The organism is Comamonas sp. 4034, assembly GCF_050434545.1.
GTDB lineage: Bacteria > Pseudomonadota > Gammaproteobacteria > Burkholderiales > Burkholderiaceae_C > Comamonas > Comamonas odontotermitis.
Genome location: NZ_JBNDIT010000008.1, coordinates 16,463 through 37,366, shown reverse-complemented (window position 1 = coordinate 37,366; position 20,904 = coordinate 16,463). Strand labels below are relative to the sequence as shown.

Annotated in this window: 18 protein-coding genes; 4 read left to right on the top strand and 14 right to left on the bottom strand. The window is 61.6% G+C overall.

Annotated features, from left to right (window positions below; all coding sequences use genetic code 11):
- Positions 1 to 7: 7 nt before the first annotated feature.
- Positions 8 to 604: a molybdopterin adenylyltransferase gene (gene mog / locus ABIE32_RS10335; protein WP_429015787.1), complete on the bottom strand. Its 597-nt coding sequence runs from the start codon at positions 602 to 604 to the stop codon at positions 8 to 10.
- Positions 605 to 655: 51 nt separating this feature from the next.
- Positions 656 to 1,333: a ribosome biogenesis factor YjgA gene (gene yjgA / locus ABIE32_RS10330; RefSeq protein WP_429015785.1), complete on the bottom strand. Its 678-nt coding sequence runs from the start codon at positions 1,331 to 1,333 to the stop codon at positions 656 to 658.
- Between the two features lie 144 nt (positions 1,334 to 1,477).
- Here yjgA and pmbA point away from each other — a divergent pair, with 144 nt between their 5' ends.
- Both pmbA and ABIE32_RS10320 read left to right on the top strand, forming a co-directional pair.
- Complete coding sequence (pmbA, locus tag ABIE32_RS10325) at positions 1,478 to 2,878, top strand: metalloprotease PmbA (protein WP_224151827.1); 1,401 nt, start codon at positions 1,478 to 1,480, stop codon at positions 2,876 to 2,878.
- Complete coding sequence (locus tag ABIE32_RS10320) at positions 2,878 to 3,585, top strand: riboflavin synthase subunit alpha (protein WP_429015782.1); 708 nt, start codon at positions 2,878 to 2,880, stop codon at positions 3,583 to 3,585. Before pmbA ends, ABIE32_RS10320 begins: the two co-directional genes overlap by 1 nt.
- A gap of 81 nt (positions 3,586 to 3,666) precedes the next feature.
- Here ABIE32_RS10320 and ABIE32_RS10315 read toward each other — a convergent pair whose 3' ends face one another.
- From ABIE32_RS10315 to ABIE32_RS10305, 3 genes are all read right to left on the bottom strand, one after another.
- Positions 3,667 to 4,947: an MFS transporter gene (locus ABIE32_RS10315; protein ID WP_429015779.1), complete on the bottom strand. Its 1,281-nt coding sequence runs from the start codon at positions 4,945 to 4,947 to the stop codon at positions 3,667 to 3,669.
- 136 nt (positions 4,948 to 5,083) lie between these two features.
- Positions 5,084 to 6,370 (bottom strand): PQQ-dependent sugar dehydrogenase, encoded by a 1,287-nt coding sequence (locus ABIE32_RS10310; protein ID WP_429015776.1) that lies wholly within the window; start codon positions 6,368 to 6,370, stop codon positions 5,084 to 5,086.
- Positions 6,336 to 7,418, bottom strand: a complete 1,083-nt coding sequence (locus tag ABIE32_RS10305; protein WP_377779920.1) for a tartrate dehydrogenase — start codon at positions 7,416 to 7,418, stop codon at positions 6,336 to 6,338. The genes ABIE32_RS10310 and ABIE32_RS10305 overlap by 35 nt, the downstream gene beginning before the upstream one ends.
- Positions 7,419 to 7,599: 181 nt before the next feature.
- Between ABIE32_RS10305 and ABIE32_RS10300 the strand changes: the two genes are divergently transcribed.
- Complete coding sequence (locus tag ABIE32_RS10300) at positions 7,600 to 8,511, top strand: DMT family transporter (RefSeq protein ID WP_429015773.1); 912 nt, start codon at positions 7,600 to 7,602, stop codon at positions 8,509 to 8,511.
- 24 nt (positions 8,512 to 8,535) lie between these two features.
- Here the strand turns inward: ABIE32_RS10300 and ABIE32_RS10295 are convergent, their stop codons facing one another.
- The 4 genes from ABIE32_RS10295 to ABIE32_RS10280 all read right to left on the bottom strand — a co-directional run bounded on the left by ABIE32_RS10295 (position 8,536) and on the right by ABIE32_RS10280 (position 12,798).
- Positions 8,536 to 9,273: an SIMPL domain-containing protein gene (locus tag ABIE32_RS10295; RefSeq protein WP_429015770.1), complete on the bottom strand. Its 738-nt coding sequence runs from the start codon at positions 9,271 to 9,273 to the stop codon at positions 8,536 to 8,538.
- A 212-nt stretch (positions 9,274 to 9,485) separates the two neighbouring features.
- The gene (locus ABIE32_RS10290) at positions 9,486 to 10,475 is read right to left on the bottom strand and encodes a Bug family tripartite tricarboxylate transporter substrate binding protein (protein WP_429015768.1); all 990 of its coding nucleotides are present in this window, start codon (positions 10,473 to 10,475) and stop codon (positions 9,486 to 9,488) included.
- A gap of 77 nt (positions 10,476 to 10,552) precedes the next feature.
- A complete protein-coding gene (locus tag ABIE32_RS10285) occupies positions 10,553 to 11,770 on the bottom strand; it encodes a CaiB/BaiF CoA transferase family protein (RefSeq protein WP_429015767.1) in 1,218 nt (405 codons plus the stop codon).
- Positions 11,771 to 11,841: 71 nt separating this feature from the next.
- On the bottom strand, positions 11,842 to 12,798 hold the full coding sequence (locus tag ABIE32_RS10280) for a hydroxymethylglutaryl-CoA lyase (protein ID WP_429015764.1): 957 nt from the start codon (positions 12,796 to 12,798) through the stop codon (positions 11,842 to 11,844).
- 169 nt (positions 12,799 to 12,967) lie between these two features.
- On the opposite strand from ABIE32_RS10280, the gene ABIE32_RS10275 reads away from it, so the two are divergent.
- Complete coding sequence (locus tag ABIE32_RS10275; RefSeq protein WP_429015762.1) at positions 12,968 to 13,864, top strand: LysR family transcriptional regulator; 897 nt, start codon at positions 12,968 to 12,970, stop codon at positions 13,862 to 13,864.
- A gap of 130 nt (positions 13,865 to 13,994) precedes the next feature.
- On the opposite strand, the gene ABIE32_RS10270 is transcribed toward ABIE32_RS10275, so the two are convergent.
- The 5 genes from ABIE32_RS10270 to ABIE32_RS10250 form a co-directional block, all read right to left on the bottom strand.
- Positions 13,995 to 16,358, bottom strand: coding sequence for a PKD domain-containing protein (locus ABIE32_RS10270; protein ID WP_429015759.1), 2,364 nt, complete (start codon positions 16,356 to 16,358; stop codon positions 13,995 to 13,997).
- A 157-nt stretch (positions 16,359 to 16,515) separates the two neighbouring features.
- Positions 16,516 to 16,962, bottom strand: a complete 447-nt coding sequence (locus ABIE32_RS10265; protein ID WP_429015758.1) for a GatB/YqeY domain-containing protein — start codon at positions 16,960 to 16,962, stop codon at positions 16,516 to 16,518.
- 160 nt (positions 16,963 to 17,122) lie between these two features.
- Entirely contained in the window at positions 17,123 to 17,335 is a 213-nt protein-coding gene (gene rpsU, locus ABIE32_RS10260; RefSeq protein ID WP_007833691.1) for a 30S ribosomal protein S21, read from the bottom strand.
- A 132-nt stretch (positions 17,336 to 17,467) separates the two neighbouring features.
- Positions 17,468 to 19,453: a DUF5979 domain-containing protein gene (locus tag ABIE32_RS10255; protein WP_429015747.1), complete on the bottom strand. Its 1,986-nt coding sequence runs from the start codon at positions 19,451 to 19,453 to the stop codon at positions 17,468 to 17,470.
- Between the two features lie 173 nt (positions 19,454 to 19,626).
- Positions 19,627 to 20,883 (bottom strand): NAD(P)/FAD-dependent oxidoreductase, encoded by a 1,257-nt coding sequence (locus ABIE32_RS10250; protein WP_429015745.1) that lies wholly within the window; start codon positions 20,881 to 20,883, stop codon positions 19,627 to 19,629.
- Positions 20,884 to 20,904: the final 21 nt, after the last annotated feature.

Below are 20,904 nucleotides of genomic sequence, written 5' to 3'. Positions count from 1 at the left end.
GCCGGATTTAGTTGCGAGGGGCGCGGACTGCGTTCTTGGGCCGAAAGGCCTTGCACACCGCGTCTTGCGTTTCCAGATAGGGGCCGCCAATCAGGTCAACGCAGTAAGGCACGGCGGCAAAAATGCCTGGCACGAGCTGCGTTCCATCGGCATCCTTCAGGCCTTCCAGCGTTTCTGCAATTGCCTTGGGCTGACCGGGCAGGTTGATGATCAGGCATTGGCCGCGTATGACGGCGATCTGGCGCGACAGGATGGCCGTGGGCACGAAGCGCAGGCTGATCTGGCGCATCTGCTCGCCAAAACCAGGCATTTCCTTGTCAGCCACGGCCAGGGTGGCTTCGGGCGTCACATCGCGCAGCGCCGGGCCGGTGCCGCCTGTGGTCAGCACCAGGCTGCAGCCTGCATTCACCAGTTCGATCAAGGTCTGGCTGATCAGCGCCTGTTCGTCGGCAATCAGGCGGGCCTCGTAGGCCACCGGGTTGTGCAGCGCACGGCCCAGCCAATCCTGCAGGGCGGGCAGGCCTTTGTCCTCATACACACCACTGCTGGCGCGGTCGCTGATCGAGACAATGCCGATTTTGACGGAGTCGTATGCAATACTCATATTTTGATAGCTGATTGCGCGCACCCACCATGCGCCAGGGGCTGTTTTCTCTCAATCCTCATCGCTGGCATCGTCATCTGCCGCGGATGCCTGCACGCGTGCTGCGTGGGCGGCCATCACATGGTCCCGCACCAGCTGGAACAGCTCGCGGTATGCGCGGCCTTTGCGGGCGGCCTGGCCGGTGGATTCCTGCACATTGGCCTCATGGGCGCCGGGCATGTCCTTGCGCGCCTGGCGCACCAGCGAACGCAACTGCTGGATATCGGTCTGCGGCGCCTCGTTGATCCATTGCGCGACGGCATCGTCGTCTGCAATCATGCGGTCGCGCCACTGTTCCGAGGCATGCAGCAGGGCTTTTTCAATGCCGGAGCCTTCCTTCTGCTCTGTGAGCGCGGCGTTGATGGCGGCTACCTCGCTTTCGTCGAGCCTGCGCATCAGCTTGCCAACGAACTGCATCTGGCGGCGCTTGCCTTCAAAATTGGTGATGCGCTTGGCTTCGGCCAGCGCGTTCACCAGAATCTCGGGCAGTTGCAGGCGGTTGAAGAGATCGCTGCGCAGCGTGAGCAGTTCCTTGCCGAGGTCCTGCAGGGCATCCATTTCCTTTTTCAGATCGGACTTGCTCGATTCGGTCGTGCCTTTGAGTTCGGCCTTCAGCTCGATATCGAGTTCGCTGCCTTCGGCCACGAACTTGCCGCGAACGAAATAGCCTTTTTTGGGTTTGCGTGACATGGTTATGCTTTTGTTCAAAAGGCCACAGCCCGGCAGGGAGGAGCTGAACGGGCCATTGCCTCTGCTGCGCACGCTGGTTGCGCAGGTCGTTCAGCCCATCTCAGTGCCAGGGCGATGGCGGTTATCAGTATCATAGCGGGCAGTATGAAAAAAACCGTATCCAGCTCCAACAGCCAGGGCGATGCCCAGGCCGCAACCGGCTTCAGTTACAGCCGCGCATTTTTCAAAGACCTTGTCGAGCAGGCACTGTCGCATGCCAAAACACTGGGTGCCACCGACGCCGGAGCAGATGCCTCCGAAGGCGCAGGCCTGTCGGTCAGCGTGCGCAAGGGCGAACTGGAGACGGTGGAGCGCAACCGCGACAAGTCGCTGGGTGTGACGGTGTATATCGGCAAACGCCGAGGCAATGCCAGCACCTCGGATTTTTCGACCGAAGCGGTAAAGCGCACGGTGCAAGCAGCCTATGACATCGCCCGTTTCACGGCCGAAGACCCGGTTGCCGGCCTGCCCGATGCAGCCGATATTGTGCCAGCAGCCGAGCAACGCGAACTTGACCTGTTCCATCCGTGGGCTATTGACAGCGAGGCAGCCGCACAATTGGCGCTGCAGTGCGAAGCGGCCGCCTTTGCCACCGACAAGCGCATCACCAATAGCGAGGGAGCAGGCGTATCGGCCCAGCAAAGCCATTTCTACAGTGCGCATACCAACGGTTTTGCCGGTGGCTACGCCAGCTCACGCCACAGTATCTCGGTGGCTCCCATAGCGGGCAAGGGTGCCGACATGCAGCGCGATGCCTGGTACAGCAGCATGCGCCGCGCGCAAGATCTGGCCGACCCGGCTGTCGTCGGGCGCTACGCCGCAGAGCGCGCCTTGTCGCGCCTCAATGCACGCAAGATTCCTACTACCGAATGCCCGGTGCTGTTCGACGCGCCGCTGGCCGCGGGCCTCGTGGGTTCGCTGGTGCAGGCCATCAGCGGCGGCGCGCTGTACCGCCGCAGCTCCTTCCTGCTGGGTTCCTTGGGCAAAAAGGTGTTCCCCAAGCACATCCAGCTGGTGGAGGATCCCTTCCTCATTGGCGGAAAGGGCAGTGCGCCGTTCGACGACGAAGGCGTGCGTGTCAGCAAGCGCCATGTGGTGGAAGACGGCAAGGTCAATGGCTATTTCCTGTCCACCTACTCGGCCCGCAAGCTGAGCATGAAGACTACGGGCAACGCAGGCGGTGCCCACAACCTGCACTTCTATTCCTCCAAGACGCGGCCAACTGACGATCTTGCCGCCATGCTGCAAAAGCTGGGTACGGGTCTTTTCGTGATCGAACTCATGGGCCAAGGCGTGAACCCGGTCACAGGTGATTACTCGCGTGGCGCCAGCGGCTTCTGGGTCGAGAATGGGCAGATTGCCTTTCCCGTGCAGGAAATCACGATTGCCGGCAACTTGAAGGACATGTTCAAGGACACTCTGGCTGTGGGCGCCGATGAGTACTGCGCGGGCTCCAAGACCCTGGGCAGCATTCTTGTTGGCAAGATGAAGGTGGCAGGTTCCTGATGTTCACTGGGATCATTCAGGCGGTCGCCACCATCAGCGCCATTGACGACCAGCCCGGCCTGCGCACGTTCACGGTTGCCTTTCCTCCAGGTTTTTGCCAGGATCTGGCCATTGGCGCGAGCGTATCGCACGATGGCGTATGCCTGACAGTGACCGAGCTGGTGGACGCGCAGCATGCACGGTTTGATGTGATGCTGCAAAGCCTGAACATCACCACCCTGGGCCAGTTGCAGGTGGGCTCGTCCGTCAATGTGGAGCGCGCCGCCAAGGACGGTGCCGAGATTGGCGGCCACCCGCTGTCCGGCCATGTGGATTTCACCGGAACCCTGGCTGCGATCCGCGAGTTCGACAACAACTACGTGATGCGCGTGGCCGTGCCCGAAGCCTTTCGACGCTACGTGTTTGCCAAGGGCTATATCGCTATCAACGGCGCCAGCCTGACGGTTGCCGAGGTGAACCGCCAGGAAGGCTGGTTCGAGGTCTGGCTCATCCCCGAAACCCGCCGCATGACGGTGTTCGAAGCCAAGCGTGTGGGCGACGGCCTCAACATCGAGATCGAACGCGGCACGCAAGTGGTGGTGGACACCGTCCGCGAAGCCGTGGATGAAAGCCTGGGCCAGCTCAAGCCCTTGCTGGAGAGCCTGCTGCGCGAGAGGGGCCTGTCGCTGGACGATCTGGTCAAGCCGCCGCAGTTGCCACGGGGATAGGGTCCTGCCAGAGAGCGTTCCCCACTTGGCCTGCCGCCGCCAGCCTTGGCGCACCAAAATACCCGCATCAGCGGGTATTTTTCATGGCTGGAGCTTGGTTGGCAGCAGCAGCGAGACGCACGCTGCAACGAGCAACAACACGGCAGCCGCCCCAAAGGCAATCCAGTGCGTGCCAAATTGCTCGAATGCCCAGCCGCCAAGCCAGCTGCTGATCATGGCGCCGATCTGGTGACCCAGGTAGGCCCATCCGTACAGCAGGCCTACCAACTTGATGCCATACAGATCGCCCAGAATGGCAGATGAGGCGGCAATCGAGCCAGCCCAGACAATGCCGCCAATGGCAGCCACTGCATATAGCTGCCAGTGGTGAACGACGGCCACCAGGCCCACAAAGCCCAGGCCGCGTACCAGGTAGATGACGGCAAGGATGTAGCGGCGCGGCACCATGTCGGAGAGTTTGCCCAGCGCCAGAGTGCTGAAGATCGCCACAAAACCGATGAGACCGATGCCCCCCGCGCTGCTGCCCGCGTCAAAGCCATGGTCCATCAGCATGGGCATGCCGTGGGTGCCCAGCAGGTTCATGCTGAAGCCGCAGGCAAACAGGCCCAGGAAGATCTGCCAGAACGGTGCGGTTGCGATAGCCTGGGTAAAGCTGATTGCTTCTGATTTTGTAGCTACTGGCGCTTGATGGGTGGGCGTTGTTTGCCGGTTTTGTTCAATTTGCGCAGCAGTCAGATCGGTATTTTCGGGTGCATCGTCGCGCACGATCCATAGAGCCATGGCGCCGATGATGAGTGCAAACACCACCGCAAACCCCAGCAGGGTGCGCTGCCAACCCCATAGGCCGATGGTGGTGGTGAAGACGGGTGTCATCACCGCGATGCCCGCCATCGAGCCCGTTGACAGAAAAAACAGTGCCATGCCACGCTGGCGCGTGAACCAGCGGCTGATCATGGGTGTGACTGCCACCGGGCTGGTAAAGGCCAGCCCAAGCGACAGCGCGACGCCATAGGCCCAGAAAAAGCTCCATGGCGTGCGGGCGTTCACCGTCCAGAGGCAGGCGAGCACGACAATGGCGGTGCCTGTCAGCAAAACAGTGCGCGTGCCCTTGCGCGCCACCAGCCAGCCTGCCGCTGGCATGCCCAGGCCATAGCAGAGCATGCCGACTGCCACGATGGACGAGAGCAGGCTGCGGCTGAAGCCCAGATCCTCCGACATGGGCAGCATGAATGGGCCAATGCCCATGCGCATGCCGACCGTGAGCAGCGTGAGGATGGTGGAAGCCGCGACGATCACCCAACCGAAGTAAAGGCCGGGCGGCGGGGTAGGGCCCGGGGGCACTGAAGAGGGGAGTGCTGTCATGTCGCGGTGGCTGCAGGGCGCCCTAAGGCGGGCCTGCGCAGCAGGGATGGATAACTGCAGATGATAGGCCGGGGCTCAGGATCCACAAGCAGGCTGGGTGGCTGGATGTCGCCCACGCGGCATGGTTGGTTGCGGTTCAGCGCTTGTGAATGGCTTGGGGCGTGGTGTCGGGCAACAGCATCAGCAGCGTGCGGTTGTAGTCTTCCACCACCATCAATTGCCCCAGGTGGTTCAGCGCGAGGCCGGTGGGGCGGCCCAGCGGGCGCATGTTTCCGTCTGCCGTCCATCCGGTCAGCCATTCCACCGGTTTTCCGCCTGGCTTGCCGTCCTTCTGGCGCGCAAAGCCCACCACCCGATGGCCCTGCGGGCCGTGCCAGGCTACCAGCAACTGGCCTTGAAAAGGACTGGCTGCGGGCGTGGCGAGCAAATGCAGCGGCGCCGTGTGCGCAGGCCACAGCATGCGGGGTGCCTTGGTGGACGCACACCGGACGCGCTTGTCATAGCCGCGCGCCACGCGCTGCTGGCCCACGCAGTAGGGCCAACCGTAGTCTGCGCCCGCGACCAGCTCGTTCAGCTCTTCCGGCGGTTCATTTTTGTCGCGGTAGTCGATATTGTTTTCGCCTTGCCACAGGCTGCCTGCGGCCGGGCCATCGGGCAGCGTGGCAAGCGCCACCGAATTGCGCAGGCCGAGTGCAAAAGGTGCAAATTGCTGCACGGGCGGTTGCCCGGATACTGGCGGGTTGTGCAGAACCGCACGCCAGACCGCGCCACGGAACTGCATGGCCTCCCGCTCGGGGCACGGATAGGCAAGCTCGCCTTGCGCGCCCTGGCAGCGGTCGGTGACCGAGCCCATGTTGACATACAGGCTGCCATCCGGCCCGAACGTGATTTCCTTGAGCGGGTGGGCTCCGTCGTTGGGCAATGCGTCCAGCACCGTCTGCGGCTGTACCGGCTGGCCTGCTGCGGGCACCGGCGTGCGCCAGATGCGGCCCGCCTCGCCGATGTAGATCTGCGCATCGGGGCCGCGCACCAGTGCCAGGGGCCGATCCAGCTTATCTGCCAGCACTTTGACCTGCGGGCGTTGCAAGGGTGTGGCAGTGGGCTGCGCAGGCAGCGCTATCTCCAGCAGCCGCCCCTGGTGGGGCACCCAGCTGCCCATATCGATGATCCACAGGCGGCCTGGGCTGATCTCCAGCACCCGGCGCGGTGCGCGCAGGCCATCGCGTTCATCGGCCACCAGGGCCACGCAGGTTCCTGCTGGGCTGCCGATGCTCACGCGCTCGTAGCCGCCACAACTGCCCTGCGGCGTGTAGCCCCGCGCCTGTACCTGGGGCGTGCATGCCAGCAAGGCTGCCAGCGCAGTGGCTGCGCGCAGCCCTGCCAGGCGCTCAGGCCAGCAATTGCGCAATGGCCTGGCCCACATCGTCTGTCTTGGCCTGTCCGCCCAAATCGGGCGTGCGGGGGCCGCTCAGAATGGTCTGGCTGACCGCGTCGACGATGGCATCGTGTGCCTGCCGCCACGCGCCCTGGCCGTTGCCCAGAAAATCCAGCATCAGCGCCACCGACCAGACCATGGCAATGGGGTTGGCAATCTTCTGGCCATAGATATCGGGTGCGGAGCCATGCACGGGCTCGAACAGCGAGGGGAAGTTGCGCTCGGGGTTCAGGTTGGCCGACGGTGCCAGGCCAATCGTGCCGGTGGTAGCGGGGCCCAGATCGGAGAGGATGTCGCCGAACAGGTTGGTGGCCGCCACCACGTCAAACCGGCCGGGCTGCAGCACAAAGCGGGCGGTGAGGATATCGATGTGCTGCTTGTCCAGCACCACATCGGGGTAGTTTTTGGCCATGGCTTCGGCGCACTTGTCCCACCAGGGCATGCTGATGGCAATGCCATTGGACTTGGTGGCGAGGGTCACATGCTTCTTGCTGCGGCTCTGGGCCAGGTCGAATGCGAACTTGAGCAGGCGGTCTGCGCCCTTGCGGGTGAACACGGCCTCCTGCAGCACCATTTCGCGGTCCGTACCTTCGAACATGATGCCGCCCAGCGCGGTGTACTCGCCTTCGGTGTTCTCGCGCACTACGTAGTAGTCGATGTCGCCCGGCTTGCGGCCAGCCAGCGGGCAGGGCACGCCATCAAACAGGCGTACCGGGCGCAGGTTGATGTACTGGTCGAACTCGCGGCGGAACTTGAGCAGCGAACCCCACAGCGATACGTGGTCGGGCACGGTGGCGGGCCAGCCCACGGCGCCGAACAGAATGGCATCGAAGCCTTGCAACTGGGCTTTCCAGTCGTCGGGCATCATCTGGCCGTGCTGGGCAAAGTAGTCGCAGTGCGCCCAGTCGAAATGCTGCATCTCCAGCGGCAGGTCAAAGCGTTTGGCTGCAGCTTCCAGCACACGGATCCCTTCGGGCATCACTTCCTTGCCGATGCCGTCGCCAGCCAGTACGGCGATACGTTGTTTCTTGCTCATGGATCGTCCTCTAGGTGTCTTGGTGGCACTGCCAGCCTGCGGCGGCAGACCTACAATGGCGCGTCCTTGCCATTTTGCAAGGAGGATGCCAGCTTCGCCACGCATCCTAGCGCCATTGGCACGGGCTGTGCAGCATTTGCGGGACAGCGTGTGCGCTTGCTGCGGTTTTCGCTGATCTACCGTGTCTCACCTCCCTTTTCCTCCTGAATTCCTGGCCGTGCTGGCCGCTGCCTGCTGGGCGATGGCTGCGCTTTTTTCTGCGCCGGTCTCGCGCAAGATGGGCGCATTTGCCTTTACGCGCTGGCGCATGGTGTTTGCCAGTGTCATGCTGGGCGGCTGGGCCACCATTGCGGGTAGCTGGGGCACGCTCAATCCCACCTTGATTGCGGTGCTGGTACTTTCGGGCTTCATCGGCATTTTTATTGGCGATACGGTGCTTTTCGCCTGCATGAACCGGCTCGGGCCTCGCCGCTCGGGCATTCTGTTTGCCACGCACTCGATGATGTCTGCCGTGCTGGCTGCGCTGTTTCTGGGCGAGCGCATGGGCGGCACTGCCATGGTGGGCTGCACCCTGCTGGTAGGAGGGGTGATGACGGCGATTGCCTTTGGCTCGCGCGCAGGCAGCGCTACGGAGTGGGAGGCCACGCGTGGCCGCCTGGCGGTGGGTGTGGGCCTGGGCCTGTTGGCTGCGCTGGGGCAGGCCTTGGGCACCTTGGTAGTCAAGCTGGTAATGGGGCCGCAGGTCGATCCGGTGGCTGCTTCAGCCATCCGCATGGCGGCAGGTTTTGGCTTTCATGCATTGCTGCTGGTGGCGCGCTGGCAGCCTGCCCGTTTGCAGGCGCCCATGGTACAGCGCGACTGGGCTCTGGTAGCGGGCAGCGCCTTCTTGTCGATGGCGCTGGGCATGACTCTGATCTTGGCCGCGCTCAAATACGGTAGCGCGGGCCTGGTGGGCATGCTGTCGTCGATTTCACCGATTCTGCTGCTGCCGCTGCTGTGGTGGAAGACCCGCGTGGCGCCTACTTTGGGGGCTTGCCTTGGCGCCGTATTGACGGTTGCGGGCGTGGCGCTGATTCTGTCGCGCAGCCTGTAGCGCCGTACAGGCTGCGCGCAAAGCTTATTTGATCAGCTTGACGGAACCGGACAGGGTGACCGATACCGTGGTGTAGCCGGCTTCCAGGCCTACGGGCTCGCTGGCATCCGCCGATTTGGACATGGCCATGGCATAGCCGCGGTTGGCACGCATCATCGGCTGGCTGGTGCCGCTCTGGTTCAGGTTGATGTTGCCATATTCATAGCGCGCAAACCCCATGGCGCTTGCCGTGACCTTGGCCTTGGCCTCAAAGGCTTTGACGGCGTCGGCAATCAACTGATCCTGCGCTTTTTTACGGGCAGCGTCCGACAGGCGAAAGCCGGAGCCTGCCAGCCGCGCCTTGTCCATCAGGGCAGCCATGGTCTGGCCGACCTGGGCGGTGTCGGTCGATTCGATCTGCACGTTGAAGTTGGTGCGCCAGCTGGAGATCTTGCCGTCCTTGTTATAGACGGGCGTGGTGAACAGGTTCTCGGTGGTGACCTGCAGCGACGGTGATTTCTTCACCGTGGCGAGCACATCGGCCAGTGCGGTTTTGCCCAGCTGTTGTGCCTGCGCCTGGTCTTTTGACTCCTTCTCCACGCTGAACTGCGCCCATGCGGTGTCTTCTGGCACGCGGGTCGTTGCTTCGGCGTCAAGCGTCAGAGTGGGTCCGGTATCGGCGGCCTTGGAGTTGCTGGAGTGGTTCTGGGCCATGGCGGTGGTGGTGACGAATGGGGCGGCGGCGATCAGTGCGGCGGTTGCCAGCAAGCGCATTTTTTTCATGAAAACTCCTCGTAGAACGGCAGGGCCCGTCATCGGCCTGGTGAGCGATGCCTTGGTGGCCCTTGCGATGGTAGTTGCAGCCGGGCCCATAGCTGTGCGGGCGAATTCCGCATTTGGCTGGGGCGTGCGTGGTCTGCACACTGCAATGGAGTGTGACAGCGTAGGGCTTCGATAGTTCCGCGCCTGTAGGAGAGCTGCCGCAATGCCCTTGGTTAATCTAATTTCACATTGGCGGCGTTCACCACGGCTTCCATGCGTGATTTTTCTTCACGGATGAAGGCGGTTGTCTGTGCGGGAGGCATCAGTTGGATATCGTAACCCTGCGCCACCAGTGCCTGCGTGGCCTCGGGGGTTGCAACGCCTTGTACAAAGCCTTGGTACAGCCGTTGCCGTTCCGCGTCTGCCAGCCCGGCCGGCGCAATGGCGGCAATCCAGCCGTCCAGCACATAGTCTGGCAGTCCCTGTTCAGCGATTGTGGGCACGTCGGGCAGTGCGCTCGACCGTTTGGCGCTGGTGACGCCCAGCGCACGCAATGCGCCGGTCTTGACATGCGGCGCTGCGGGCGCAACGGCCACCACACCCAACTGTACCTGGCCACTGAGCAAGTCATTCATCAACTGGCCCATGCCGCGGTAGGGGATGTGCGGAATCTGCAGCCCGGCCTGCTGCACAAACATGGCTGCGCCCAGGTGCAGGATGGTGCCGTTGCCCGAAGATCCGTAGTTGAGCGTGCCCGGGTTGGCCTTGGCATGGGCGATCAGTTCCTGCACATTGCGCACGGGCAGCTTGGGGCTGGCAACCAGCACGAAAGGTGTGCTGCCGATGATGGTGATGGTGGTGATGTCGCTGATCGAATCGAACGGAATGTTCTTGTAAAGGCTGGGGTTGACGACATGGTTGTTGCTGATGATGCCGATCGTTGAGCCATCCTTGGGGGCGCGCACCAGCTGTGCGGTGCCGGTAATGCCTCCTGCGCCGGGCAGGTTCTCGATCACCAGGGCCTGGCCCAGCACCTTGCCGATGCTGGGGCCGATGGCACGGATGGCTCCATCTGCGCCCGAGCCGGCCGACAGCGGCAGGATGACGCGCAGCGGCTTGTCGTGCGGCGCTGCGGCTCGGGCCAGCGGCGCCAGTGTGCCAGCGGCACAGGCGATGGTGGACGCCAGCCACTGGCGGCGAGTGATGGATGGGGATGCGTTCATGCCTTGTCTCCTGAATGCGGGTCTGCGCCCGTCTGGTAAGCGGTGATTGCTATCAAATCAAAAGCTTGCCTCTGCTGCTAGCCTGCAATGGCTCCAGTGGTGCGCAGCGTTGCAATCGCAGCGTCGTCATAACCCAGGCTGTGCAGCAGCTCCCGGGTGTGCTCACCCAGCTGCGGCGGGTTCAGGCGTACGCCCAGGCGCTCGCCTGCCAGCCGGATGGGCAGCAGGGTGGTGGGCGCTTGCTGGCCGGCACGTTCGCCATCGGTCAGGCGCACATCGGCCAGGCCGCCCGTGGCAAGCAGGTGCGGGTCGTTCAGCAACTGCTCGGGCTTGCTGATGGGGGCGTAGGGCAGGCCATTGGCCTCAAACTGCTGGGCGATATGTGCTGCCGTCATTGGTGCAAAGCGCTGGCGCAGCTCGGGCAGCAAACGGTGCCGCAGGCGCACACGGCTGTTGTTGGTGGCGTACTGCGGATCGGCCAGCAGATCGCTCCAGCCAAAGGCGGTGCACATCGCAGCCCACTGCGCATCGCTCACGGCGGCCAGAAAGATCTGCTCGTCGCTTTGCACCGTGAATACGTCATACACCGACCATGCAGAAATGCGGTTGGGCATGGGCTCAGCGGCTTGGCCAGTCACGGCGTACTGCATCATGTGCTGGCCGACAAGGAACACATTGTTTTCGAACAATGCGGAGTCGATCTCCTGCCCCTTGCCGGTTTGCGCCCGCTGCATCAGTGCGGCCATGGCGCCAATGGCGCCAAACATGCCGCCCATGATGTCGTTGACGCTGGTGCCCGCGCGCAGCGGGTCGCCAGGGCGGCCCGTCATGTAGGCTAGGCCCCCCATCATCTGCACCACTTCGTCGAGCGCGGTGCGGTGCTCGTACGGCCCGGGCAGAAAGCCGGTGTGGTTCACGTAGATGAGGCGGTCGTTCAGCCTGGAGAGCGCTGCGTAGTCGAGGCCGTACTTTTTCATCACGCCGGGCTTGAAGTTCTGCGCCACTACATCGGCGGTGCTGGCCAGGCGGATGGCTGCCTCCAGCCCCTGTGGTTGGCGCAGATCCAGAGCGATGCTTTTCTTGTTGCGGTTGAACATGGGGAAAAAGCCCGCGCCTGCGCCCAGCAGGTGGCGGGTGCGGTCGCCTTCGACAGGCTCTACCTTGATGACCTCCGCCCCCAGGTCTGCCAGCACCATGCCGCAAGTGGGGCCCATGACCATGTGGGTGAATTCGACCACGCGCAGGCCCGCGAGTGGCAGAGTGGGTGGGGTGCTGGAAGAGGAAGGATTGCTCATGATTTGGTAGCTATAGGCGCTTTGGATATGGGCGCCAGAAGGTATTTTTATTGGAAGTTCTTTGTGGAGACTCAGATGGCTGTCGCGCAGGAGGCTGGCTTGGCACTGCTGCGGATGACACCGGCCTGCCACAGGCTGCCATGCAAGGTCTCGCCAGGCAGCCAGTGTTGCAACTGCTGCCGCAACTGCAGCAGGGCTGGCACGTGTATACCGGTGGCCACGCCCATGCGTTCGAGCATGTAGGCGAGGTCTTCGGTGGCCACATTGCCACTGGCGCCGGGTGCGTGAGGACAGCCGCCAATGCCACCCAGGCAGGCATCAAAGCCGCGCATGCCGCTTTGCCAGGCTGCGTAAGCATTGGCCAAGCCCATACCGCGGGTATCGTGGAAATGTGCGTACCGCAATCGATCGCCAACCAGGTGCAAGGCCTTGTCAAACAGGCGGCGGACAAAAGCTGGGTCGGCGTAGCCGACGGTGTCGGCTAGGCTGAGACGGTCGGCGCCAGCATCGAGCAGGGCCTGCAGCAGGCGCAGCACCTCGGCTTCGGCCACTTCGCCCTGCAAGGTGCATCCAAACGCGGTACCCACACCGCCTTCGATGATGGTGCGGGCGCCCGCCGCATCACGCGCCGCGCGGATACGAGCCACTTCGGCCACCACTTCATCCGGTGTCTTGCGCAGATTGGCCAGGCTGTGCGCATGGCTGGCCGACAGCGGCACGATCATCGCATGGGCTCCGGCTGCAAGGGCTCGTTCCGCCCCCTTGAGATTGGGCACCAACACAGATGCCACGAGGCCCGGCAGTTGCAGCGCATGCTGCAGCACCGCCTCGGTATCGGCCAATTGCGGCAGCAGCCGGGCGGGCACCATGGAGCCGACCTCCACTTCGCGCACGCCGGCGGCATAGGCGGTATCGATCCAGCGGCATTTCTCTGCAGTGCCGACGATAGTGGCGACGCTTTGCAGGCCGTCGCGCAGGCCTACCTCGCGGATGGTGGCTGATGCGCCAGTAGGGGCTGTGGTTTGCAAGGGGCTGTCTCCATTGCGTTGTTCTGGCTTGGATTCTAAAATTTCCAAAGCGTCAGTAATAATCAATTTGAGAAGCTATATAGTTCCAAAATGGAAAATCTAAAAGCCTGCATTCGCGCACAGTTTCCCGCCTTCAGGTCTGTTTGTGCAGGCTTTGGGAGATTCGCCGATGCATGACCTCAGCCTGTTGAACCTGCGCCTGTTTGTCCAGGTATGCGAGCAGCGCAGCATTGCCAAGGTGGCGCAATCAGAGGCGCTGGTGGCGTCTGCCATCAGCAAGCGTCTGGCGCAGCTGGAGCACCAGATGGGGGCAGATCTGTTTCTGCGCGAGAAGCGCGGCCTGCGGCCCACTGCAGCAGGAGAGACCTTGCTGGAGCATGCCCGCACCATGCTCGCGGCGGCCAACCACATGCAGCAGGAGATGGCGGCCTACAGCAAAGGCGTACAAGGGCAGGTGCGGGTGCTGGTGACTGCTTCGGTGATGGCCGAATCGCTGGCCGAAGATGTTGCCTGTTTCCTGCAGCAGTCTGCGCACGCCAACATCCGCGTCACTCTGGAAGAATGTGTGAGCCCGGATGTGGTGCGCGGTGTGCGAGAAGGGCGTGCCGCCATGGGCATCTGCTGGGATGCGGCCGATCTGTCCGGTCTGCAGACGCGGCCCTACCGCAGCGACCGGCTGGCTATTGCCGCCCACAAGACCCACCCGATTGCCCAGCTGGATGAGGTGCATTTTGCCGATGTGCTGGATTATGAACATGTCAGCATGCCGGCCTTGAGCGCGGTACAGATTCTGCTGACCCGTGCTGCGGCACAGGAAGGAAAAAGCCTCCGCCACCGGGTGCATGTTTCCAATTTCGATGCTGCCCTGCGGGTGGTGCAGGCCAACCTGGCCATCAGCGTGGTACCACGCGAAGTGGCGCAATCCTATGCGGCCAATACCGATGTATGCGTGGTTCCGCTTGCCGACAGTTGGGCGTACCGGCGCTTTGCGATCAGCTGCAGGGATGAGAGCCAACTGCCACCAGCTGCAAGGGCGCTGCTGGGGTATCTGAGTGGCTCCAGCTAGGCGCTGGGTGGCATCTCTCGGTGAGGCCCGCCAACATGGATGCTATTGATGTCGTAGATGGCACTGAGGATGCCCCAGTAAAAAAGCCTTCTGCGCGCCGCACAGAAGGCTTCTATCATGGCGTCAACGCTCAGTTGCTCTTGAACGTCGTCAGGTAAGAGAATTTCTGACCGGTTTCCTTGATGGTGAAGCTGTACTGCAGCTTCACAGTCTCGCCATTGGTGTAGGTGCTGCGCAGGGCAAATGCCAGAGGCTGGCCTGCCGTCACGACCTGACCGTCCTTGAGGCCGTCAAAAGTGGGCTTCACTGGAGAGTCTGGCGTCAGGTTCTGCGTCTTCAGGTCCGTAATGGTGTAGTTGCTGCCATTGGCCACCAGCTTGTAGCCGGCCACCTTGTAGGTCGTGCCGCAATTGCCTTCGCAACTGACAGTGGAGGTCGGCGTAGCAGTGTAGGGCCAAGTCACCAGATTTTCCGTGGTGTCGTTGGTGCCCGTGCTGCCGACGCTATAGAGCAGGACGTTGTTGGTGGCCTTCACGTTGATGGTCGTCTGCGCTGCCTGGCTGTTTTCCTTGCCGTCATTGACGATCAGGACGACCACATACTGGCCCACTTTGTCTGCCAGAAAATTGGGCTTGGCAGTGGTGCTGGACGACAGATACGCAGTGCTGCCCTCAGGTGCAGAAATCAGCGCCCACTTGTAGGTGATAGGGTTGCCGTCTGCATCGGAGCTGCTGCTACCGTCCAGATTGACCGTTTTGCCGTGGACGGCATCGGTGACATCTGCAATCACTGCGACAGGAGCCTTGTTGGGCTTGGGTACAGGCTGTTCGGAGCCGTCGTCAGGGCCATTCGTTCCATCATCGATCGATGGATCAAGGTACAGCGGGCCGGCCTGAACCAGATTGCCCTTGCCATCTGCAATTCGCATGATGGTCAATTCAGGCGAGGAATCGGGCAACGGACCGCCGTCTCCCAGAATGGCACGTGCGGCGCCATAGAAGCCAGTTCCGATGCGGATGCGCTGCTGGTCAGAGGTTATTGTCTTTGGCTCGCAGACAAAGCGGAATTCCAGCCAGTAGTTGGAGAAGCAGGTGTAGCCTGCGTCCTTGTCTTCCACAACACCTTCGCCGGTCTTCACCAGATTCAGGATGCGGTGCTTGGCTGCTCCGGAATGGGGAACCAGGGCCCAGGTGCCGACCAGGCTGTCGACACTTTCCGCATTGACGCCGAAGTAAAAGCGCTGCATGCGCAGAGAGTCTTCCTGCGGGAACTGGACGAGACCGGTTGCGGTGGTGGCAAACGTCAGTTCAGCAATACCGGAATAGCCGTCCTCGACAGCGTCTGCGGGTGGGCCACCCAGATAACGGCCATCACGGTACTGCAGCAGGCGGATGGAGGGGGTATCCGGGGTAGGAATCGTGCTGGGGCTGTGAACTTGCAGTCCAATATGGAAGGTTGCCTTGCCGGTGTTCGTGTAGTTGTAGATCGGCATGAACAAGGTGTGCTTGGCATTGGTGGGCTTTTGCACATCCAGGGAAATGCCACGGCCAGCTTTGCCGGTGACTTCCCGGGCAACAATCCAGGTGCCAGCTTCGGGCAGGGAGTTGCGGCGGAAAAACTGGTCGGTCACCAGTTTGTTGTCCTTGATGCGATAGGACACTTTCTCCACCCGTGCGCCCAGAACGCGGCGCTCGGCGCCATCGGTGCCGACCGTGATGGTGCCGTGCAGCTCGTCGAGGCTGCGTTCCATGGTCAGCTTTGTAGGCTGACGGGAAGTGGCTGCACCGCCATTATTGATTTCTTCGCCGTCGCAGGCGAACAGATGGTCGGCGCCGGTGTAATTGCACTCCATGAACCCATACTGCTTGGGTGTGGCAGTGTCAAAGCGGCGAACCGTGAATTTATTGCTTTTGCCATAAGGCCAGCCTGGATCCATGTCCGGGTTGAGTGCCTGCTGTGATCCGAGACCGATGTCGGCAAAATATGTCTTTACCGGCTTGTCGTTTTCATCGAACTCCACCATAGCCCAACGCTCTGTATAGGCAGTGTCAGACCATTGATCTTCCGGCATGCTTTCGTAGTTGAAACGCTGCATGCGCTTGATTTTTTCGCCGGGCAACTTGATGGTCGCAGTGGTACGGCTCGTAAACTCAATCTCGACATTTCCTGCATCAGCCGCTTCAGTGCCATTTTTGGGAGCGCCGCCAAACGAAGGGCCGTCCTTGTACTGCTTCAGTGCGGCGACCACTTTGTTGTCAACCACAGGGCCGGTGGCCATGTGGAAGGTGGCCGAACCGTCTTCGTTGTAGTTGTACAGCTGCATCAGGAAGACGCCGTCCTGTACATCGATGCCCATGCCGCGGCCAGGTTTGCCCGTCAGTTCATTGGTGATGATCCAGTTGCCGTTCTGTGGCGTGATCGTGTTCGCGGCCCAGCCTGCAGAAAACGCGCAGGAGATCAGTGCAGCGGTAATGCTCTTTGTAAACAGTCGCATGGGTCTCTTCAATTAAATGACGGGCAAAAAATTGGCAACGCATTGCCTGCGTAGCCAACCGGGTATTGTACGGCAGCTTGTATTGGTGCTGAAAAGCAGATAATTGGCGCTAAAGTGCGACAAATTGAAACCGGCTCGGCAGTCCCTTCAAAGGGTCTCAGTGGCTCAATGCGGCCTTGACGGCGGCGGACACCACGCCCATGTCGGCTTTGCCTGCCAGCTTGGCCTTGACGGCGCCCATGACCTTGCCCATGTCGCCTGGGCCTGAGGCACCGACTTCAGCAACAATGGCTTGAACGGCTGCCGTGACTTCTTCTGCGGACATGCGCTCTGGCAGGTAAGCCTTGATCACTTCGATTTCGGCCTTTTCCTTGTCGGCCAGGTCCTGGCGGTTCGCGGTTTCAAAGGCCGCGATGCTGTCCTTGCGCTGCTTGATCATCTTGTCGACGATTGCAATGACCATGGCGTCATCCAACTCGACACGCTCATCCACTTCTTTCTGCTTTATCGCAGCCTGCAGCAGACGGATGGTGCCCAGGCGCTCCTGGTCCTTGGCGCGCATGGCGGTCTTCATGTCTTCGGTGATTTGTGCTTTCAAGCTCATGGCTCTCTCCTATTGGGGCAGGCCGGAGGTGCGAGCAGCGGGCTGCCGAAGTTGTATGGGTGCCGGGGGGCGTCAGAAAATGAAAAACCCGCGCCTGGCGTCCCGAGCGCGGGTGATGTCACAACCTGGGCATTCAATGCGCCGGGTGTGAAAGCTGCGATCAGTACAGCTTCTTGGGCAGTTGCATGCTGCGAACGCGCTTGTAGTGGCGCTTGACAGCAGCAGCCTTCTTGCGCTTGCGCTCGGCAGTTGGCTTTTCGTAGAACTCGCGAGCGCGCAGGTCGGTCAGCAGGCCCAGTTTTTCGATGGTGCGCTTGAAGCGGCGCAGAGCAACGTCAAAGGGTTCGTTTTCTTTTACACGGATAGTCGTCATTAGCTAATGTTTTCCATTGGTGCCAGCAGCGGGTTTTGGGGAAGATCGGGCCCCAAAGCCATGAATGGCGGTTGTGCCCTGTCAAATTGACTAGTATTGGCAGACAGGGCTTTGCCAGCAAAGAGCCTGAGATTATAACTGGTTTTTGTCGGAGCGCAACGGCCGTGCAACGCTGCGGCGTTGGCGGATGCCCAAGGCGGCAAGCAGCGCCGCCATGGCCGCAAGGCCCGCAGCCGTATTGCCGGGCACCGGCGCTGCACCAGCAGGCACCGCATTGGTGCGCAAGGTATTGGTGATCGCCGTGCTCACCGATTGCCCGCCTGCCACGCTGATCGTTGCCGGGGCAAAAGCAGGCGCATCCCAGGTATAGCCGGAAGGCGCAGCAGGCAGCGCTTCACTCAGCGTGCAATTGGAACCGGCCGGGATGGTGGCCAGGGTGGCGGTCTGGCTGCCAGCAGCAGTGAAGCTGAGACTTGTGGTGTAGGGTGTGTTTGCCACAGGCTTGTCACAGGTAGCCGTGAAGTTGAACGTGAGAGGCCATGCCACCGGCGCTCCGGCTGGCAGTGGCGCCAGTGTCTTGGTGATGAGAGCCGTACCCAGTGCAGGAGGGATGGTCTGCAGGCGGTTGGTGATGGCGCTACTGACAGTCTGACCAGCTGCCACCGTAACGCTTGCAGGCGAGAACGCTGCAGTATCCCAGGCATGTGCGGCAGGCGCGGCGGGCTGCGTTTCGCTCAGGCTGCAGACGGCACCCTCCGGCACGTTGGCGATGGTGGCAGTCTGGCTGCCGGCGGCATTGAAGCTGGCGGTGGCCGCATAGGTAGATCCTGCCGACGGCAGGTTGCAGGTGGCGGTGAAGTTGAAGTTCTGCGGCCAGGTTACTGGTGCGCCCGCTGGCAGAGGAGCCAGGGTCTTGGTGATGGCAATGCTGCCGGTTGTCGGCACCAGGGTATTGGTGAACGCAGCAGAGGATTGCGCACCTTCGGTGATTGCTACGTTGATGGGGGCAGCAGGGGCGATTTCCCAGCGGAAGCCGGAGATGGCGATGGGGGCCTGTTCGGAAACGCTGCAGTTGGCGCCTGCAGGAATGTCGGTGACCGTGGTGGTTTGTGTGCCGGCAGCACTGAAAGCCAGTGGGGGAACGGCATAGTTGGTACCTGCCGAAGGCTTGTCGCAGGTGACTGTGAACTGGAAGTTCAATGGCCAGACCACGGGAGCCTGTGCGGGAATCGGTGCGAGTGTCTTGCTGATCTCGATGCTGCCTGATTGCGCGGCGCAGGAGCCGGTAGGAGACGTGGCGGCGTTGACCATGATTGAGCCCAGCCTGCCTACAGGCGGGTTGCCTGGCAGGGTCAGCGGGTTGACATCGCTGATCGTGAAGATACAGGCGCCGTTGCCGCTGAAGGATTGTGCCCGGGGCACGATCAGGGCCGAGACATTGTTGATGCGGGTGTTGTTGGCAACGTCCGCCGGGGTTGGCATCGTGATCGGGGGGCGAGGCGATGGATCTCCGGGCGAGGGTGTTTGCGGCGGCATGTACAGCACGTTGTACGCGGGCACATTGTTCAGTGCCCGGTAGTCGTAAACCGCCATGGGGTTGAGCGAGTTGAAGGAGCTTGCCAGCGGCGTAGCTCCATTGAGCACGACGCTGCCTGGCGTTGTGGTGAGCGAGCTGTTGTTGAACAGCGTCCCTGTCGAAATATTCCAGCCCGTTGCCGCGTTGATGATGGGATTGGTGATCTGGTCAATATTGGCGGTGCATGCCGAGCATTGATCGGGGTACAGGAAGAATGCATTGGCCGCGCGGGTTTGGATGGCAGATTGCACCGCGCTCACGCTGGCCGGGTTGAAGCCACCAAAGACCGCAGTCAGCACCACAATGTCGTACTGCCCGCCGCTGGCTGGGATGAAGTCGCTGGCCGTTACCGTTGTCGGGTTGCCACTAGCTCCGGTAATGTCAAAGTTCTTCTGCGTGACATCTGCTGCAGAACCACCCAATGCGGTGACTGCTGCCACCATTTCGTTGTAGGCCCCGTCCGCATAGGGTTGGCTGAGGTAGGTACCTGCCACATGGGCATCACCAATAATCAGTACCTTAGGCACCTGTGCTGCAGCCATTGATACTGCACCGATACAAAAAGCACCTACGACAGCCTGGAGGGCGCCACGCCCGAGATGGTTTGATATGAAGGACATGAACACCCTGTACCAAAGTTGTAATATTTCGTTATTTTAGGGTGGATGGAATTTTAATAATTGCAATTATTAATCAATTGTCTATTTTTAATAAATTAATTGATTTTTTGCAACGACCCTGCACAAGCAGCCGCACTGGCCCAGGCCCATTGAAAGTTGTAGCCACCCAGCCAGCCGGTGATGTCGACTACCTCGCCAATGAAGAACAGACCGGGTATGCGCTTGGCTTCCATGCTTTGCTGCGACAGCTCGCTGGTGTCAACCCCGCCCACAGTCACTTCGGCTTTTCGGTAGCCTTCTGTGCCTGTCGGTGTCAGTTGCCAGCATGTCAGGCGTTCTGCCAGGCGCAGCAGGGCTTTGTCGCTGGCCTCGGCAATCGGGCGCTGCCAGTCAGAATCCTGTGCCACCCAGGCGTCGGCAAGGCGTGCCGGCACGATGGCGGCCAGCTCGTTGGCAATCAGCTTGCGTGAATGTTGCTTGGCGGCCCGCAGGTGCGCGGCCACATCCAGCTCGGGCACCAGGTTGATGTCGATGGGTGCGCCTGCCTGCCAGTAGCTGGAGATTTGCAGAATCGCCGGGCCAGAGAGTCCCCGGTGGGTAAAGAGCAGGTCCTCGTGAAACTCCATGCGCGTTTTCTTGCTGCCAGTGCCAATCACCACGGGCAGTGCGAGGCCCGCCAGTTGTGCATAGGGCGCCCATGCAGCACCGTCAAAGGTCATAGGAACAAGGCCGGGCTCGCGAGCTACCAGCTTCAGGCCAAATTGCTGGGCCAGACGGTAGCCCAGATCGGTGGCGCCGATCTTGGGGATGGACAAGCCGCCTGTGGCGATGACGAGGTTGGTGGCCTGCACGCGCCCGCGATCAGTATCAATTTGATAGCGATAGGTGGTCGTTGCATCTTCGCTATCTACCATTTTTTCTATATTTTTGACAGCACAGGGCTGCCAGCGCTCCACACGGCCGGCCTCGCACTCGGCCAGCAGCATGGCGATGATGTCTTCGGCCGAATGGTCGGCAAACAACTGGCCTTTGTGCTTTTCATGGTGGGCAATGCCGTGCTTGTCGACCAGGGCCACAAAATCGGCAGGTGTGAAGCGCGAGAGCGCCGAGCGGCAGAACTGCGGGTTCTGGCCGACAAAGTGCTTGTGTGGTGCGCGCACATCCAGATCGCGGTTGGTGAAGTTGCTGCGCCCGCCGCCTGAGATGCGGATTTTCTCCGCCACTTTGGCCGCATGATCGATCAAAAGGACCTTGAGCCCGCGCTGCCCCGCCTGTGCGGCGCAAAACAGTCCGGCAGCACCGGCGCCGATGATGACCGCGTCAAATTGCAGGGAGACGTTGGATGGGGACATGCTGAAATGCTATTAAAAAAA